The organism is Janthinobacterium lividum (genome assembly GCF_011601275.1).
Lineage (GTDB): Bacteria > Pseudomonadota > Gammaproteobacteria > Burkholderiales > Burkholderiaceae_D > Janthinobacterium > Janthinobacterium lividum_E.
On sequence record NZ_JAAOLY010000014.1, the window covers coordinates 177863 to 194624 of the forward strand.

At 61.3% G+C, this 16762-nt stretch carries 17 protein-coding genes; 4 read left to right on the top strand and 13 right to left on the bottom strand.

Annotated elements, in window-relative coordinates; genetic code table 11:
• Window positions 1–30: 30 nt before the first annotated feature.
• From GYK42_RS21060 to GYK42_RS21115, 13 genes are all read right to left on the bottom strand, one after another.
• Window positions 31–339, bottom strand: coding sequence for an FmdB family zinc ribbon protein (locus GYK42_RS21060; RefSeq protein ID WP_166449061.1), 309 nt, complete (start codon window positions 337–339; stop codon window positions 31–33).
• A gap of 91 nt (window positions 340–430) precedes the next feature.
• Window positions 431–1033: a methyltransferase gene (locus tag GYK42_RS21065; protein WP_166449062.1), complete on the bottom strand. Its 603-nt coding sequence runs from the start codon at window positions 1031–1033 to the stop codon at window positions 431–433.
• An 18-nt stretch (window positions 1034–1051) separates the two neighbouring features.
• A complete protein-coding gene (gene ubiB / locus GYK42_RS21070; RefSeq protein ID WP_166449063.1) occupies window positions 1052–2623 on the bottom strand; it encodes a ubiquinone biosynthesis regulatory protein kinase UbiB in 1572 nt (523 codons plus the stop codon).
• Window positions 2620–3270, bottom strand: coding sequence for a ubiquinone biosynthesis accessory factor UbiJ (locus tag GYK42_RS21075; protein ID WP_166449084.1), 651 nt, complete (start codon window positions 3268–3270; stop codon window positions 2620–2622). Before GYK42_RS21075 ends, ubiB begins: the two co-directional genes overlap by 4 nt.
• A gap of 147 nt (window positions 3271–3417) precedes the next feature.
• Window positions 3418–4359: a Tim44 domain-containing protein gene (locus GYK42_RS21080; protein WP_166449064.1), complete on the bottom strand. Its 942-nt coding sequence runs from the start codon at window positions 4357–4359 to the stop codon at window positions 3418–3420.
• A gap of 31 nt (window positions 4360–4390) precedes the next feature.
• Entirely contained in the window at window positions 4391–5125 is a 735-nt protein-coding gene (gene ubiE, locus GYK42_RS21085; RefSeq protein ID WP_034778407.1) for a bifunctional demethylmenaquinone methyltransferase/2-methoxy-6-polyprenyl-1,4-benzoquinol methylase UbiE, read from the bottom strand.
• A 29-nt stretch (window positions 5126–5154) separates the two neighbouring features.
• Window positions 5155–5850 (bottom strand): DUF6596 domain-containing protein, encoded by a 696-nt coding sequence (locus GYK42_RS21090; protein ID WP_240943686.1) that lies wholly within the window; start codon window positions 5848–5850, stop codon window positions 5155–5157.
• Window positions 5838–6071, bottom strand: coding sequence for a sigma factor (locus GYK42_RS29370; protein WP_240943687.1), 234 nt, complete (start codon window positions 6069–6071; stop codon window positions 5838–5840). The genes GYK42_RS21090 and GYK42_RS29370 overlap by 13 nt, the downstream gene beginning before the upstream one ends.
• A 2-nt stretch (window positions 6072–6073) precedes the next feature.
• Complete coding sequence (locus GYK42_RS21095; protein ID WP_166449065.1) at window positions 6074–6418, bottom strand: YciI family protein; 345 nt, start codon at window positions 6416–6418, stop codon at window positions 6074–6076.
• Between the two features lie 95 nt (window positions 6419–6513).
• Complete coding sequence (locus tag GYK42_RS21100; protein WP_166449066.1) at window positions 6514–6963, bottom strand: gamma-butyrobetaine hydroxylase-like domain-containing protein; 450 nt, start codon at window positions 6961–6963, stop codon at window positions 6514–6516.
• A gap of 9 nt (window positions 6964–6972) precedes the next feature.
• A complete protein-coding gene (locus GYK42_RS21105; RefSeq protein ID WP_346768131.1) occupies window positions 6973–7416 on the bottom strand; it encodes an HIT family protein in 444 nt (147 codons plus the stop codon).
• Window positions 7413–11453, bottom strand: coding sequence for a DUF3683 domain-containing protein (locus GYK42_RS21110; protein WP_166449067.1), 4041 nt, complete (start codon window positions 11451–11453; stop codon window positions 7413–7415). The genes GYK42_RS21105 and GYK42_RS21110 overlap by 4 nt, the downstream gene beginning before the upstream one ends.
• A 258-nt stretch (window positions 11454–11711) precedes the next feature.
• Window positions 11712–12203: a YqaA family protein gene (locus tag GYK42_RS21115; RefSeq protein ID WP_034753347.1), complete on the bottom strand. Its 492-nt coding sequence runs from the start codon at window positions 12201–12203 to the stop codon at window positions 11712–11714.
• A 201-nt stretch (window positions 12204–12404) separates the two neighbouring features.
• Here GYK42_RS21115 and ilvA point away from each other — a divergent pair, with 201 nt between their 5' ends.
• The 4 genes from ilvA to hprK all read left to right on the top strand — a co-directional run bounded on the left by ilvA (window position 12405) and on the right by hprK (window position 16662).
• Window positions 12405–13940: a threonine ammonia-lyase, biosynthetic gene (gene ilvA / locus GYK42_RS21120; protein ID WP_139092208.1), complete on the top strand. Its 1536-nt coding sequence runs from the start codon at window positions 12405–12407 to the stop codon at window positions 13938–13940.
• A 79-nt stretch (window positions 13941–14019) separates the two neighbouring features.
• Entirely contained in the window at window positions 14020–14862 is an 843-nt protein-coding gene (gene queF / locus GYK42_RS21125; protein ID WP_166449068.1) for an NADPH-dependent 7-cyano-7-deazaguanine reductase QueF, read from the top strand.
• 345 nt (window positions 14863–15207) lie between these two features.
• Window positions 15208–15690: a PTS sugar transporter subunit IIA gene (locus GYK42_RS21130; RefSeq protein WP_034753339.1), complete on the top strand. Its 483-nt coding sequence runs from the start codon at window positions 15208–15210 to the stop codon at window positions 15688–15690.
• 36 nt (window positions 15691–15726) lie between these two features.
• Window positions 15727–16662 carry an HPr(Ser) kinase/phosphatase gene (hprK, locus tag GYK42_RS21135; RefSeq protein WP_034753337.1) on the top strand — a complete coding sequence of 312 codons (936 nt, stop codon included), beginning with the start codon at window positions 15727–15729 and terminating at the stop codon, window positions 16660–16662.
• Window positions 16663–16762: the final 100 nt, after the last annotated feature.

The window sequence follows — 16762 nt, forward strand, 5'->3', positions numbered from 1 at the left end:
GGTAATGGATCGTATCGGCGCGGCGCGCTTTCAGTCCGCTTTCGGCGCGGTTGCAGCCGGGGCGGGAGCAGGCGCAGCGGCAGGCGCGCTGTCGGCGGCCGCGGCAGGCTTGGCGTTGTCGGCCGGGCCCGTCGGAATGGCCGTGGTGGGCGCCGTGCCGCCGCGGAAATCGGTCGCGTACCAGCCGGTGCCCTTCAATTGGAAACCGGCGGCCGTCAATTGTTTCTTGAAACTGGGCTTGCCGCACGACAGGCACACCGTCAGTACTGGATCGGAGATCTTTTGCAAGACATCCTTGGCAAAACCACACTCGTCACAACGGTAAGCGTAAATCGGCATCTCTACTCCGAGAAAATCATCAAAAACCCTGAATTATAAAGCTTTTCCGCCATTCCCAGCGGAAAATGCCCCGCCGCTTTCCTTCCCTGCCTCAGTCCGCCCGGCGGCGCCAGCTCATCCAGCGCTCCTTGCCCGCGAAGACGGCGATGGAATCATCGACGGCTTCATCGGCCAGGCAGTCGAAATGCGGCGCCAGCAATTCCTGCAGTTTCTCCCGTGAAATACCAAATGGCGGTCCCTTGGCATTATCGTCAAAGAAAAAGTAACCAGCCAGCATGGCGCCCGGCGCCAGCAGCTGCGCCCAGCGGGCCGCCACTTGCGGCCACATGGCGCGCGGCATGGCGCACAAAAAGGCCCGTTCATAGATCAGGTCCAGCGGCGCAACAGGTTCCCAGGCAAAGAAATCGGCTTCCACCACCTGCCCTGCCCGTTCGCCGACGACGGCGCGCGCGGCGGTCACGGCGGCCGGCGAAAAGTCGATGGCCGTGGCATCCCAGCCGTGATCGAGCATGAAAACCAGTTCATAGGCCGAGCCGCAACCGGGAATCAGGCAGCGCAGCGGCGCCGGGCTGCCCGCGACAAAGCTGCGCAGGCGCGACGGTACGCCGCCGTGGTCCCAGGGTGTGAATTGCTTCTCGAAACGCTCGTCCCAGAAGGCGGGCGAGAGCGGATCGCGGGTATTGAAGTCAGCCATCACTTACGTCCTCAGCCTTTAAAACGGCAGTTGATGCCAGCGCATGAACACTTGCAAGCCCAGCGCGCCGAGGGCGAAGGCGCCCACGAAGTAGACGATAAAGCTCAGCAGGCGATTCGTCTGGCGTTGTTCCGCCAGCAAGGTTTTCATCAATTCCACATCGTTTTCACGCGGCTCGCCATGCACCGTCAAAGCCTGGTGCAGCAAGCGCGGCAGTTGCGGGAAGATGTGCGCATAACGGGGCGCCTCGGCGCGCAGGCGCTCCATGAAGCCTTGCGGGCCCACCTGGTTGCTCATCCATTTTTCCAGGTAGGGCTTGGCCGTTTGCCACAGGTCCAGCTCCGGGTCCAGCTGGCGGCCCAGGCCTTCGATATTGAGCAGGGTCTTTTGCAGCAGCACCAGTTGCGGCTGCACTTCCACATTGAAGCGGCGCGAAGTCTGGAACAAACGCAGCAAAACCTGCCCAAAAGAAATATCCTTCAGCGGACGGTCGAAGATCGGCTCGCAGCAGGCGCGCACGGCCGCTTCCAGCTCATCGACGCGCGTGTCTTTCGGCGCCCAGCCCGATTCGATGTGCGCCTCGGCCACGCGCTTGTAGTCGCGGCGGAAGAAGGCGAGGAAATTTTGCGACAAATAATCCTTGTCGTAGTCGTTCAAGGTACCCACGATGCCGAAGTCCAGCGCGATATAGCGGCCGAACGAGTCGGGCGCGATGGACACGAGAATATTCCCGGGGTGCATGTCCGCATGGAAAAAGCCGTCGCGGAACACTTGCGTGAAGAAAATCTCCACGCCATCGCTGGACAGTTTGCGCAGATCCACGCCGGCCGCCACCAGGCGCTCCGTCTGCGACACGGGGATGCCAACCATGCGTTCCATGACGATGACGCTGCTGGAACAGTAATCCCAGTGCATTTCCGGCACCAGCAGCAAGTCCGAGTTGGCGAAGTTGCGGCGCAGCTGGCTGGCGTTGGCCGCCTCGCGCATCAGGTCCAGCTCGTCGTGCAGGTATTTGTCGAACTCGCCCACCACTTCTTTCGGTTTCAAGCGCTTGCTGTCAGCCCACAGGCGGCTGGTCCAGTCGGCGGCGATGTGCATCAGCGCCACGTCTTCGTCGATCAGCTTTTTCATGCCTGGACGCAAAACCTTCACGGCGACTTCGCGCCCGTCTTTCAGGGTAGCAAAGTGCACCTGGGCAATCGAGGCGGACGCCACCGGCTCGCGCTCGAAGCGGGCAAACAGCTGGTCAGGGTGCGCGCCGAGCGACTTGGTGATTTGCGCGATGGCCAGGTCGGAATCGAAAGGCGGCACGCGGTCTTGCAGGCGCGCCAGTTCTTCGGCGATGTCGAGCGGCATCAAGTCGCGCCGGGTCGACAGCACCTGGCCGAATTTGACGAAGATCGGGCCCAGCTCTTCCAGCGCCAGGCGCAGGCGCAAGCCCCGTGGCGACGACAGGTCGCGCCAGAAAATCAGGGTATCGATCAATTTGGCGGTGCGGGGAACTTGCAGACCAGAAATCGCTATCTCATCCAGACCGTACTTGATGGAAACACGGATGATTTTAAACAGGCGCAGGAATTTCAATATCATGTAGACAAATCCGGTGAGGAGGACTGCGGCTGAACGGCGGCGGCCGCCTTTTCCAGCCGGGCAAGGCGCTTGGCCAGGCGTTCGACGTCATCGCGCACGCGCGTCACGCCAGCGGAATACTCTTGCAAGGTAGAAGGACGGATCAGCATGGGCTGTTCGTCGAGAAAATACTCGGCCACGTTTTCCGCCAGCTTTTGCTGGCCCGTGCGCACAAAGGCGGCCGCATCCTTGGCGCCGGCAACGAGGCGCGTGGCCAGCATGGGGCCAACGACCTTTTCCAGGTCGTGCTCGGCTTCCCAGCGCAAGCCCTTGCTCAATTGCGAAATCGCATTGGCAAACTCGGCATCGCCTTCGATCTTGACGTAGGAAAACGCCCGCTCGCGGTTTTGCAGGATCAGCGGCACGTCGGACAATTTTACGCGGATGGTGACGTTGGCCGGCGTGTCGGCCGGCGCCGCACCGGGAGCCGCTTCAAGCATGCCGGCGCTGTCGACGCGCAGGCGCAAGGCCACGGCGCCCGTGTCGATGCATGCCAGCTTGCCGGCATGGACGGCCAACTGCTGGCGCGCCCACGGCTCTTGCGCCAGCAAGTGGTTGAGTGTCGCGATGACGGGCGTCATCAGGGAAAGATCGGAAAGTGGTGCCATCATGTTGCGCGCTTCGCGCCCCCAAAAAGAAAAAACCGCCCGTAAAACAACGTGGGCGGTTTCGATCTTACCAGTTCAGCAGGAAATATCTGTTAAGCATCATGCATTCCGCATGGACTTAAGCCAGTATTCAGCAAGTTTTTACAATTAATTCAATTGCTGGATGCCTGCCAGGACCCAGCCGCTATTGCCGCTGACGGGTTTCGACATATTCCATACTTCCGCGAACGGTTCCGCTGCCGCGCCCGGCGCCGAACGGATCAGGCCAGTAAACTTCACGCTGGCCAGGTAATCATTGACGCTCGTCTCGATGCCCAGCAGTTCGGCATCGATGGTGACGACGTCCGTAAAGTCCGGCTGCGCGCCCCGTTCCTGGATTTGCATGCGCAGTTCCGCATACACTTCCGGCGAGGTGAATTCGCGGATATCGTTGACGTCCGCCTTGTCCCAGGCCGCTTGCAGGCGAATGAAATTGCTTTTCGCGTGACGCAGGAACGCTTCCTTGTCGAAGTCGCCTGGCACACCCCATGGCGCGGCAGCCGGCACCGGCTTGTCCAGGCCTACGCCGGACGAGACAGGCTGCAGCGGCGGCAGCGGTGGAATGCGCGAACCGATGTCAGGCACGTTGCCCGCTGGCGCAGGCTGGTTGCCGAAGCCGGCGAACGGCGCATTGCCGCTGGTGTTGCTGTCACGCTTGCCACGCACCATGCGGTAGATGAAGTAGGCCACGCCGGCCAGCAAGGCCACCATCAACAGGGTACTGATCATGCTGGCCAGGGCGCCCCCCAGGCCGAAATGCGACAGCAGCGCGCCCAGGCCCAGGCCCAGCAGTGCGCCGCCCAATAGCCCCTTCCAGCGGCTCGGTGCCTTGGCGGCAGGTGCCGGTGCGGGAGCTGGAGCAGGTTGCGCCTGGCGTGGCGCGGCAGCCGGTGCCGGGGTCGGCGCCGGTGCGGGCGCCTGGCGGCCCACGTTTTGCGACTGGCGGCCAAACGAACGGCCACCGCCCATGGGACGGGCCAGCGCCTCGCCCAGCATGGATACCGTGGTCGCGGCCAGCATCATGCCGACCATAAATTTCTTCAATTTCATTCCATCTCCTAAAAACACCAACGTTGATGCATTACATCTTGATACCGGTGTGCAAAGCGGCAATGCCTGCCGTCAAATTGTAGTACTGCACGCGTTCCAGGCCCGCCGTTTCCATCATGGTCTTCAGGGTTTCCTGGTCCGGATGCATGCGGATCGATTCGGCCAGGTAACGATAGCTTTCCGCGTCGCCGGCGATTTTCTGCCCGAACCACGGCAGGACCGAGAACGAATACAGGTCGTACGGCTTTTGCAGGGGCGCCGCCACCTTGGAAAACTCCAGCACCAGCAGCTTGCCGCCCGGTTTCAGCACGCGGCGCATTTCCGCCAGCGCCACGTCCTTGTGCGTCATGTTGCGCAGGCCAAAGGCCACGCTGACACGGTCAAAATAATTATCGGGGAATGGCAGTTTCTCCGCGTCACACAACATGGTGGGGGTGAGCAGGCCGCGATTCAAGAGGCGGTCGCGGCCCACGCGCAACATCGATTCATTGATATCGGTCAGCCAGACTTCGCCCGTCGGGCCCGCCTGCTTGGCGAACGCCTTCGACAGGTCGCCCGTGCCGCCGGCAATGTCGAGCACCTTGAAACCGGGGCGCACGCCCGCATTGGCAATGGTGAACGTCTTCCACAGACGGTGCAGCCCGCCCGACATCAAGTCGTTCATCACGTCGTATTTGGCAGCGACGGAATGGAACACCTTGGCGACTTCGCGCACTTTGTCGTCTTCTGCAACTGTTTTGTATCCGAAATGGGTCGTATTGGTCATGGTAGGCAGTCTGTTTGAACTTGGGAGCATTATACAAGCGGCAGGCGCATTTCCCCGTGACGCCGGAGAAGGTATTGCCTTTCCACTGCATTTGAAGCCAGCATTGCCGCCTGGGCATACGCCGCCAGCGCCCCCGGCCGGTCGCCCTGGCGGCGCAGCAAGTCGGCCCGGGCCGCGTGCAGATAATGCGAGCTGGCAAGGTTGGGCACGGTTTCCAGCCGCTCCAGCCACATCAGGCCGTGTGCGGCCCCATGCGCCATGGCGCAGGCGATCACGGCATTGAGCAAAATCAAGGGTTCCGGCTTGTGCCGCAGCAAGGCGCCGTACAGGGCGCTGATCTGGCGCCAGTCCGTCTGCCCGGCCGTGGGCGCCTTGGCGTGCAAGGCGGCAATGGCCGCCTGCAACTGGTATGGCCCTGGCGCACGCGCAGGCAAGGCCAGTTCCAGCAGCGCCAGTCCCTCGGCAATCAAGTCCCCCTGCCACAGGCGCCGGTCCTGCTCTTCCAGGGTCATCAAATACCCCTCGGGCGACAAACGGGCCGGGCCGCGCGACGCCTGCAGCAGCATCAAGGCCAATAGCCCCTGCACTTCCGGCTGGCACGGCTGCAGGATGTCCAGCAGCCGCCCCAGGCGCAGCGCCTCTGCACACAGGTTCGCGCGCAGCAGGGTGTCGCCGCCGCTGGCGCAATAGCCTTCGCTGAACACCAGGTAGATTACGTGCAGCACCTGCGATCGAGCCCCGCATTGCGCGCCACCGAACTGAGCCAGGCGGCGGGATTATCGGGAATGCCCGTGCGCGGCCACAGTTCCAGCGCCTTGCGGCACGCTTCCTGCAACACATCTTCCGCCAGGCCCAGGTCGCCGAAGCGCCGCATCAGGCCGGCCAGCACCCTGCCCTTTTCCTGGCGAAAGACGTGCTCGACGGCCGCAACGGCGTCGCCGGCCATCGTCAAGCCGTCACGGGCCGCACTTCGATGGTGCCCAGGGAAGCCGCCGGACAACGCCCGGCCCAGGCCAGCGCCTCGTCCAGGTTGGCGCAGGCTAGCAGATAGTAGCCGCCCAGCTGCTCCTTGGTTTCCGCGAACGGCCCATCCGTGATGACGGGCTTGCCATTGCGCACCCGCACGCTGGTGGCGCTGCCCACGGGCGCCAGCTCGGCCCCGCCGCGCAGCACGCCGGCCGCCTCCAGCGCCTGCGTATAGCTGGCAAAGTCGGCCATCAGGCTGGCCATCTGCTCGTCTGGCATGGCGGCATAGCGCGCCTCGTCGGCATAGATCAGGATCATGTATTCCATAGTCTCTTCTCCAAAAGAAAAATGCCCGCAAGCGCGGGCATCCATACGACGAACGGGGCGGCGGCAATCCGACAAGATTACCCATTATTTTTACCCTAGTGTTTGTGACCGCAGCTAGGGCCGTGGACGTGGCCGGAAGATTGCTTGACCGTCATGTCGGCCTTGGCGTCGCGGCCGCTGTCGCCGGGATAGCCAGCTGCCGCCAGCTGGTCCAGGTAGGCTTGCCACAGTTTGTCTTTTTCCGCGCCCAGTTTGTACAAGTAGGCCCAGGTATACAGGCCGGAATTGTGGCCATCGCTGAAGGTCGGCTGGACGGCGTAGTTGCCGACCGGCTCGATGCCCGTGATGCCCACCAGGCGTTTTCCTAACTGCAAGGTTTCCTGGCCCTTGCCATGGCCCTGCACTTCGGCCGACGGCGAGTACACGCGCAGGTATTCGAACGGCAGCGCAAATTCGCTGCCATCGTCAAACGCCACGTCGAGCACTCGCGACTGGTTGTGCACGGTCAAGCCGGTCGGTTGCGGTGTTGCTGCTTTTTCAGTCATGACGATACTTTATGCGGATAAACGTTGAATGATGGCGTCGCGCAAGGCCGGCAGCAGGGCGCGGCGCGCGGCCAGCACCTCGGGCGCCGTCTCGCGCTGCACGACAGCCCAGCTGGGGTTCGGGAAATGCGCGTCGTCGCGGTAACGGGGAATCACGTGCCAGTGCACGTGCGGCGTCATGTTGCCGAAACTGGCCACATTGACCTTTTCCGGCTGCATCACTTCACGCACGGCCAGCTCGACTTGCCACACGACTTCCATGACGTAGTTGCGCTCGCCAGGCGTCAAGTCCGTCATTTCCTTGATGTGCTTGTTCCAGATCACGCGACAAAAGCCGGGATAGGCGGCGTCATCGACAGCCACGACGGACAGCCGCTCGCTGCGCCACAGCAAGGTCTCCAGACCCTGCTTGTTGGCGTAGCCGTCCAGCAGTGTGCACAGATCGCAGGTCACACGAGCACCCGTTCAATGCCGCCGTCATTGGCGCGTTTCACGTAATCCGGCATCCAGTTCTCTCCCAGCAAGTGTTTGGCGATCTCGACGACGATGTAGTCGGCCGTCGTGCCCGAATCGTCATTGTAGCGCGAGAGTCCTTGCAGGCACGACGGGCAGCTGGTGAGGATTTTCACGTCGCCGGTAAAACCGTCGCCGCGCAGCTTGTCGGCCCCCTTGACCATCTCTTCTTCCTTGCGGAAACGCACTTGCGTGGAAATGTCGGGGCGCGTGACAGCCAGCGAACCTGATTCGCCGCAGCAACGGTCATTCTTCTCGATCTTCACGTTGTCCACCGTGCTGATCAGGGAGTTGATGGTCTTGCCCGATTCCTGCAGCTTCATCGGATTGTGGCATGGCTCGTGGTACATATAGCGCGTGCCGTTGACGCCTTCCAGCTTGACGTTTTTCTCCAGCAAATACTCGTGGATATCCATGATGCGGCAGCCGGGGAAAATCTTCTCGAACTGGTACGTGGCCAGCTGGTCATAGCAAGTGCCGCACGACACGAGCACCGTCTTGATATCCAGGTAATTGAGCGTGTTGGCCATGCGGTGGAACAGGACGCGGTTGTCCGTCATCATCTTCTCGGCCTTGTCGAACTCGCCCGCGCCCCGCTGCGGATAACCGCAGCACAGGTAGCCCGGCGGCAAGACCGTCTGCACGCCCACTTCCCACAGCATCGCTTGCGTGGCCAGGCCCACTTGCGAGAACAGACGCTCCGAACCGCAACCGGGGAAGTAGAACACGGCTTCCGTATCGGCCGTCGTCGTCTTCGGATTACGGATGATCGGGATGACCTTGTCGTCTTCGATATCGAGCAGCGCGCGCGCCGATTTCTTAGGCAGGTTGCCCGGCATTTTCTTGTTGATGAAGTGGATCACCTGCGCCTTGACGGGCGGCTTGCCCGTCGATGGCGGCGGCGCCTTGGTTTGCTTCTTGGCAAACTTCTTCAGCAAATCGTGGCCCAGGCGCTGCGCCTTGTAACCCCAGCCGATCATGACCTTGCGCGTGGCGTTGATGGTCACGGGATCGGTGGCGTTGAGGAACATCATCGTGGCCTTGGTGCCAGGATTGAAGCTCTTCTTGTCCATCTTGCGCAACAAGTTGCGCATGTTCATCGACACATCGCCGAAGTCGATGTTGACCGGGCAAGGCGTCACGCATTTATGGCAGACCGTGCAGTGGTCGGCCACGTCCTCGAACTCCTCCCAATGCTTGATGGAAATACCGCGGCGCGTCTGCTCTTCGTACAGGAACGCTTCGATCAGCGACGAGGTCGCCAAAATTTTATCGCGCGGCGAATACAGCAAGTTGGCGCGCGGCACGTGGGTCGAGCAGACAGGCTTGCACTTGCCGCAACGCAAGCAATCCTTGACGCTGTCGGCGATGGCGCCGATATCGCTTTGCTGCATGATCAGCGATTCGTGGCCCATCAGGCCGAACGATGGCGTATAGGCATTGCGCAAGTCGGCACCCATGCCTGGCAAGTTCAGCAATTTACCCTTGTTGAAACGGCCTTCCGGATCGATGCGCTGCTTGTAGCTGCGGAAGTCGCCGATCTCTTCTTCCGTCAAAAATTCCAGCTTGGTAATGCCGATACCGTGCTCGCCGGAAATGACGCCATTGAGCGAACGGGCCAAAATCATGATGCGGCCCACGGCTTCGTGGGCGTCCTGCAGCATTTCGTAGTTGTCCGAGTTGACGGGCAAGTTCGTGTGCACGTTGCCGTCGCCCGCATGCATGTGCAGCGCGACGAACACGCGGCTACGCAAGATGCGCGCGTGAATCGCCGTCGCTTCGTCCAGGATCAGTTTAAAGGCGGCGCCGTTGAAGATCTGGCGCAGCTGGGCGCGGATTTCCTGCTTCCACGTGATGCGCACGGTGCGGTCCTGCACCACGTCGAACAATGTCGCGTTCGGCTGCGTTTCCAGGCGCGCTTCGAACACGGGCAGCAAGCGCTCCATGCCCAGTTCGGCCAGTTCCCCCTTCGCGTCGACCAGCGGACGGTCCAGCTGGGCCAGCAGATAGGTCCAGCGTGCCGTGACTTGCGCCAGCAGCTGTTGCGCCTGTTCAGCACGGTCGCCCAGCATTTCAGCATCATCGACGCGGTCATCCGATGCATCGTCGCTCTTGCCGATTGGCAGGTTACCCTTGGCAAAGAACGCGCTCAGGGCGTCGGCCAGTTGCAACTTGTTCTTGATCGACAGCTCGATATTGATGCGCTCGATGCCATCCGTGTATTCGCCCATGCGGTTCAGGGGAATCACCACGTCTTCATTGATCTTGAACGCGTTGGTGTGCTTGGCGATCGCCGCCGTGCGTGCACGATCTAACCAGAATTTCTTGCGCGCTTCCGGGCTGACGGCAACAAAACCTTCACCCACGCGGGTGTTGGCAATGCGCACCACTTCCGACGCCGCTTGTGCGACGGCGTTTTCATCGTCGCCGACGATGTCGCCAAACAGGGCCATCTTCGGCAACACGCCCCGCTTCGACTTGGTGGCGTAGCCGACGGCGCGCAGGTAGCGCTCGTCCAGATGTTCCAGGCCCGCCAGGCGCAGGGTCGTGTATTGCTCGCCTTTCGCCGGCAAGCCGTCGAGGTAATCCTTGATTTCCACGATCGACGGGATCGCGTCGCGCGCCTGGCCGAAGAATTCCAGGCAGACGGTACGAGCGAATTTCGGCATCTTGTGCAAAATCCAGCGCGCCGACGTGATCAGGCCATCGCAGCCTTCTTTCTGGATGCCCGGCAAGCCGGCGAGGAATTTATCGGTGACATCCTTGCCCAGGCCCTCCTTGCGGAACTTGCGGCCAGGAATTTCCAAAATTTCCGTCTTGAACGGCGCGTTCGGTTTCGCGGCGTCGCGCGTGCTCGGGTGGCGCCATTCCAGCTGGAAGCGTGCCAGTGCGATATCGTGGATCTTGCCCAGATTATGGTCGAGGCGGGTGACGTCGAGCCAGTCGCCGTTCGGGTCAACCATGCGCCACGAGGCCAGGTTGTCCAGCGCCGTGCCCCACAGCACGGCCTTCTTGCCGCCCGCATTCATGGCGACGTTGCCGCCGATACACGAAGCATGGGCGGACGTCGGGTCGACGGCAAACACGAAACCGGCCTTTTCCGCCGCTTCCGACACTTTGTTCGTGATCACGCCCGCGCCCGAATTGATCGTCGCGTATTCGTGCGTCAGGCCCGGCAAGACCGTCATTTCCACGGCGCCCAGGGTGATGAGTTTTTCCGTGTTGATGACGGCCGACATCGGCGTCAGGGGAATCGCGCCGCCCGTGTAGCCGGTGCCGCCGCCGCGCGGGATGATGGTCAGTCCCAGTTCGATACAGCCTTTGACGAGGCCCGCCATTTCTTCTTCCGTGTCCGGCGTGAGCACGACGAACGGGTATTCCACGCGCCAGTCGGTGGCGTCCGTCACGTGCGACACGCGCGTCATGCCGTCGAAACGCACATTGTGTTTTTCCGTGTAGCGGCCCAGCACCTTGACCGTGCGCTTGCGCAAGTCATAGGTCTTGCGGAATTCGTCGCCAAAGTCGGCCACGGCCTTGCTGGCCGCCTTTAGCAGCAATTCCACGTTGGCGCTGCGCGCCTTGGCCACTTCCGGCGCTTCGCCGGCCGCCAGCGCGTCGCCGCCGGCCGCATCGATGGACAGGCGGCGCTTGTCGACTTCGGCCAGGCGGTGATGCAAGGCATCAATCAAGCCCTGGCGGCGCTTCGGATTGTCGAGCAAGTCATCCTGCAGGTAGGGATTGCGGCGCACGACCCAGATATCGCCCAGCACCTCGTACAGCATGCGGGCCGAACGGCCCGTCTGACGGGCGCCGCGCAGCTCGTCGAGCAGGCGCCAGGAGTCCTCCCCCAACAGGCGTATGACGATCTCGCGATCGGAAAACGACGTGTAGTTATACGGGATTTCGCGCAGGCGGCTTGCTGCGGGACCATTCGGCGTTTCTGCCAGTAAAGCTTGGATTTGTGCGGGAGCGTTCATGGAGTGTGGTGACGATATAGACTGGACCCTAAAGGGCCATTTTATCTTATTGCGCCGCACCATGCGGGAACAGCCTTATGCCGCCCAAGGTTTAAGCACCTCATCCGCCCCCATAGCAAATACGGAAAAGCCTTCTTTTGCGCGAATAAAAAACAAGTTTCCATGATTTTTTGACGCAAAAATGCCAAGAATCGGACTCTATTACAAACTATCGACCTGCCCGAAAATGGGGCAAACTGGCGTTGCAGGCAGTCCCATTCAGGCCAGCATCTGGCCGATCCGGTGCCATACGCCATCGGGCACGTACAGCAGCAAGCCCGTCATGGTCAGGTAGCGCGCACACTTGCCGACAGCCATGTAGGCCACGCTGGGCCAGAACGGCAGCTTGAGCCAGCCAGCCAAAGTGCACAGGGGGTCGCCCACGAGCGGCAGCCAGGCCAGCAGCATGGTCTTGGCGCCATAGCGGGCCAGCCAGCGGAACCAGCGTGTGTCGCGCTCCTTGGCAAACGCCTGCTTGGCCCGGTAGCCGAGCCAGTAGTCGACGATACCGCCCAGGGTATTGCCCAGGGTGGCCACGCCGATGGCAGCCCAGAATAGCGCGGGATTGGCCTTGATGACGGCAAACACGGCCGGCTCCGAGCCGAGCGGCAGCAAGGTGGCGGAAATAAAGCTGATCAGAAAGACCGATGTCAGCCCGACTTCCGGTGCTGCGATCAGCTGCAGCAGCCAGGCGATTGCGGATTCGATCATGGAACACTTCGCGATGCAGTAAGGCTCTCCATTATAATGAAGAGCAGCCTGGGCGCCGCACACATCGCGCCGGCCGGCAAAGGCATACCCGCCCGCAGTTCCACAGAGCATTATTGTCGCCAGGCTATCCGCCGCCGCGCCGCCGCTATCGACAGACACGCTCCAGACCCTTTCTGGCCCAGAATCACTTGCTTGCAGACTATGAACATCGACTACCTCAAGAAAATCCTGACCGCCCGCGTCTATGACGTCGCCACCGAAACGCCGCTGGAACTGGCCCCTGCCCTGTCGCAGCGCCTGAACAACCAGATTTACTTCAAGCGCGAAGACATGCAAAGCGTGTTCAGCTTCAAGATTCGTGGCGCCTACAACAAGATGTCCAAGCTCAGCGAAGCGGAACGCAAGCGCGGCGTGATTTGCGCCTCGGCCGGCAACCATGCCCAAGGCGTGGCCCTGTCCGCTGCGCGCATGGGTTGCCGTGCCGTCATCGTCATGCCGACCACCACGCCGCTGGTGAAGGTCGAGGCGGTCAAGGGGCGCGGGGGCGTGAACGTGGAAGTGGTGCTGCACGGCGAGTCGTACACGGATGCCTACAACCATGCGCTGACCCTGGAAAAGGAACAGAAGCTGACCTTCGTGCACCCGTTCGACGACCCGGACGTGATCGCCGGCCAGGGCACGATCGGCATGGAAATCCTGCGCCAGCACGCCGGCCCCATCCACGCCATCTTCGCCCCCATCGGCGGCGGCGGCCTGATCGCCGGCATTGCCGCCTACGTGAAACAGATTCGCCCCGACATCAAGATCATCGGCGTGCAAAGCGTCGATTCGAACGCCATGGCCCGCTCGCTCAAGGCCGGCGAGCGCGTGACCTTGAACGACGTGGGCCTGTTTGCCGACGGCACGGCCGTGCGCCTGGCCGGCGAGGAAACCTTCCGCCTCGTGCAGGCGTATGTCGATGAAATCATCACGGTCGACACGGACGCCATCTGCGCCGCCATCAAGGATGTGTTTACGGATACACGCTCCATCCTGGAACCCTCCGGCGCGCTGGCCGTGGCCGGCGCCAAGGCGTATGTGGAACGGGCCAGCCTGACCAAGCACCCGGTCAACAATGAAACCCTGGTCACCATTGCCAGCGGCGCGAACATGAATTTCGACCGGCTGCGCTTTGTCGCGGAACGGGCCGAACTGGGCGAATTCCGCGAAGCCGTGTTTGCCGTCACCATGCGCGAACAGCGGGGCAGCTTCAAGCGCTTCTGCTCGCTCATCGGCGCGCGCAACGTGACGGAGTTCAATTACCGCATCAGCGATGAAAAAGCCGCGCACGTGTTCGTCGGCATTCAAATTGCCGACCGGCATGAGTCAAGCGTGCTGGCGAAGACCTTCGAGGAACACGAATTCAAGACCCTGGACCTGACCCACGACGAGCTGGCCAAGTCGCACATCCGCCACCTGGTGGGCGGCAAGAGCCGCCTGGCCCAGGACGAACTGCTGTACCGCTTCGAATTCCCCGAGCGCCCGGGCGCGCTGATGCGCTTCCTCGACAGCATGGCGCCGAACTGGAATATTTCCCTGTGCCATTACCGCAGCCAGGGCGGCGACGTGGGCCGCATCCTGATCGGCTTACAAGTGCCGCCCGATGAGATGGGAGAATTCGCCCGCTTCCTCGATACCCTCGGGTATCGTTACTGGGATGAGAGCAGCAATCCTGTGTATAAACTGTTCCTCGGTTAAATGGCGAATTCACCCCGGTATTTATACTGGGGTGAAATAGGCTACCATGCGTCCTTGACTGAATTCACGCCACACGACCATGACCACCACCAACGACCTCGCCGAACTGTCTCCCCTGGGCAAAAGCTCCGCCTACCGCACCGATTACGCGCCGGAACTGCTGTTTCCCATTCCCCGCCAGGGCAAACGCGACGAGCTGGAGCTGCACGGCACACTGCCGTTCTTTGGCCTCGATATCTGGAATGCGTATGAACTGTCGTGGCTGAACCAGCGCGGCAAGCCGCAGGTGGCCATCGCCAAGGTCAGCGCGCCCGCCGATACACCGAACATCATCGAATCGAAATCGTTCAAGCTGTACCTGAACTCGTTCAACCAGACCAAGCTGGACAGCCCGGATGCGCTGCTGGCCCTGCTCAAGCAGGATTTATCGAACGGTTTCGGCGCGCCCGTGCAAGTGGAACTGACCTTGCAGGAAGATTTCGGCAAGCTGAAAATGGGCGAATTCAACGGCGTGCTGCTGGACCGTCTGGACCTGGAAATCACGCAATACACGCCTTCGCCGCTGCTGCTGAAAGCTGCCCTGGATGAAGCGCCCGTGGAAGAAAAACTCGTCTCGCATTTGCTCAAATCGAATTGCCTGGTGACGGGCCAGCCCGACTGGGGCAGCGTGCAGATCGAGTATGCTGGGCCGCAGATCGACCAGGAAAGCCTGTTGCGCTACCTGATCGGTTTCCGCGAGCACAATGAATTCCACGAGCAATGCGTGGAGCGCATCTTTGTCGATATCTTGCGTCAGTGCAAGCCGCAAAAACTGTCCGTGTATGCGCGCTATACGCGCCGCGGCGGCCTCGACATCAATCCATGGCGCAGCAACTTCAGCACGGGAGCGATGCCGGGCAATCTGCGCAACGCCCGTCAGTAACAACCAAGCACCTCCAGGCAAACAACAAAACCATGCCAGCAGGAATGTTGGCTGTGTTTTAAAACAACGTTGCAGTAGTGCCGCAGAGCATGTCACAGACGCTGAAAAATCGGAAAATCGGCATTCGGCGGCGGAAAAACCGGCGCGCCGCGTGTTTTTTTAATCAAGAAATAGCCGATACACGCCGATGTTATTTTTTTGCTAAAATGATGGCCACGTGGGCTGTAGCGTCCACTGCGCCCGCAGCGGGCGTATACTGTTGAGAATTGGCGTTACAGGCCGCCGAAACAGGCCTATAATTCGGCTCGCAAGCCCTCTGCGCATTGCACCATTTCATTGAGTGTCATGACTAATCTTAGCAAAATATTATCCCTCGAAAACGTCCTGCTGGATCTGGAAGTCTCCAGTAAAAAGCGCGCCTTCGAGCAAGCCGGCCTGATCTTCGAAAACAATTACGGCATCGCCCGCTCTACCGTTTCGGACAATCTGTTTGCCCGCGAACGCCTGGGCTCGACTGGTCTGGGACATGGCGTGGCCGTGCCGCATGGCAGAGTCAAGGGCAGTAAAACCTTGAAATCGCCGCTGGGCGCCTTTGTGCGCCTGGCCGAGCCGATTCCCTTCGAGTCGCCCGATGGCAAGCCCGTCAATCTGCTGTTTTTCCTGCTGATTCCCGATCATGTCACCCAGCAACATCTGGAAATCCTGTCGGAAATCGCCGAAATGTTTTCCGATGATGCCTTCCGTACGGCGCTGGCCACGGATCCGGAACCGAAATCCGTGCATTCGCGCATCGTCAATTGGCAACCCAGTCTGCAAGCGGCGGGTTAAACTTCAGGTATTCCTCCACTCCTGAAGAAGACTGCCATGTTGCAAACGCCGCTGACGATACAACGCCTGTACGACGATAATCGTGAAAGTCTGCAACTGGGCTGGTTCGCCGGCTTCCCCGGCGGCGAGCGCCTGATCTCGGGCGACGTCTCGTCGGCCGCCGACCAGGTGGGCCACTTGAACCTGATCCACCCGGGCCGCATCCAGGTCTTTGGTCACCAGGAAATCAATTACTACCAGCGCCTGAAGGTCAACACGCGCACCCACGTGATCGGCGAGCTGATCGCCGGCGGTCCGCCCGCGCTGATCATCGCGCAAGGGCTGGAAACGCCGCCCGACATCCTCGCCATTTGCGACGAGCAAAACATCCCCCTGTTCTCCACCCCGCTGCCGGCCGCGCAAGTGATCGACTTCCTGCGCGTCTACCTGTCCAAAAAACTGGCGCAGCGCATCATCATGCATGGCGTGTTCATGGACGTGCTGGGCGTGGGCGTGCTGATCACGGGCGATTCGGGCCTGGGCAAGAGCGAGCTGGGCCTGGAGCTGATTTCGCGCAGCCACGGCCTGGTAGCCGATGACGCCGTCGAATTCTCGCGCATCGCGCCGAACATGATCGAAGGCCGCTGCCCGCCCCTGCTGCAAAACCTGCTGGAAGTTCGGGGCCTGGGCTTACTCGACATCAAGGCCATCTTTGGCGAAACGGCCGTGCGCCGCAAGATGCGCTTGAAACTGATCGTCCACCTCGTACGCCGCAACGCGCTGGAAGAAGAAGTCGAGCGCCTGCCATTCCTGTTCCCCACGGAAGACGTGCTGGGCTTGCCTGTGCGCAAGGTCGTCATCCCCGTCGCCGCTGGCCGCAACATCGCCGTGCTGCTGGAAGCGGCCGTGCGCAATACGATACTGCAACTGCGCGGCATCGATACCTTGCAGGAATTCATGGAGCGGCAACGACTCGCCATGAGTGGCGATTAATGTTGCCAAGGAGTTCGCCCTTGCAAGGGCGAACCGTTACGCAGGCACGCAGCGGTGCTGCGTGAATTCCCTGCTGCACCAACGACTCGCCATGAGTGGC

Excerpts from the sequence above, each read along its gene's own strand:
- GYK42_RS21060 (WP_166449061.1), bottom strand. The coding sequence starts at position 339 with ATGCCGATTTACGCTTACCGTTGTGACGAGTGTGGTTTTGCCAAGGAT.
- GYK42_RS21065 (WP_166449062.1), bottom strand. The coding sequence starts at position 1,033 with ATGGCTGACTTCAATACCCGCGATCCGCTCTCGCCCGCCTTCTGGGAC.
- ubiB (WP_166449063.1), bottom strand. The coding sequence starts at position 2,623 with ATGATATTGAAATTCCTGCGCCTGTTTAAAATCATCCGTGTTTCCATC.
- GYK42_RS21075 (WP_166449084.1), bottom strand. The coding sequence starts at position 3,270 with ATGGCACCACTTTCCGATCTTTCCCTGATGACGCCCGTCATCGCGACA.
- GYK42_RS21080 (WP_166449064.1), bottom strand. The coding sequence starts at position 4,359 with ATGAAATTGAAGAAATTTATGGTCGGCATGATGCTGGCCGCGACCACG.
- ubiE (WP_034778407.1), bottom strand. The coding sequence starts at position 5,125 with ATGACCAATACGACCCATTTCGGATACAAAACAGTTGCAGAAGACGAC.
- GYK42_RS29370 (WP_240943687.1), bottom strand. The coding sequence starts at position 6,071 with ATGGCCGGCGACGCCGTTGCGGCCGTCGAGCACGTCTTTCGCCAGGAA.
- GYK42_RS21095 (WP_166449065.1), bottom strand. The coding sequence starts at position 6,418 with ATGGAATACATGATCCTGATCTATGCCGACGAGGCGCGCTATGCCGCC.
- GYK42_RS21100 (WP_166449066.1), bottom strand. The coding sequence starts at position 6,963 with ATGACTGAAAAAGCAGCAACACCGCAACCGACCGGCTTGACCGTGCAC.
- GYK42_RS21110 (WP_166449067.1), bottom strand. The coding sequence starts at position 11,453 with ATGAACGCTCCCGCACAAATCCAAGCTTTACTGGCAGAAACGCCGAAT.
- GYK42_RS21115 (WP_034753347.1), bottom strand. The coding sequence starts at position 12,203 with ATGATCGAATCCGCAATCGCCTGGCTGCTGCAGCTGATCGCAGCACCG.
- ilvA (WP_139092208.1), top strand. The coding sequence starts at position 12,405 with ATGAACATCGACTACCTCAAGAAAATCCTGACCGCCCGCGTCTATGAC.
- queF (WP_166449068.1), top strand. The coding sequence starts at position 14,020 with ATGACCACCACCAACGACCTCGCCGAACTGTCTCCCCTGGGCAAAAGC.
- GYK42_RS21130 (WP_034753339.1), top strand. The coding sequence starts at position 15,208 with ATGACTAATCTTAGCAAAATATTATCCCTCGAAAACGTCCTGCTGGAT.
- hprK (WP_034753337.1), top strand. The coding sequence starts at position 15,727 with ATGTTGCAAACGCCGCTGACGATACAACGCCTGTACGACGATAATCGT.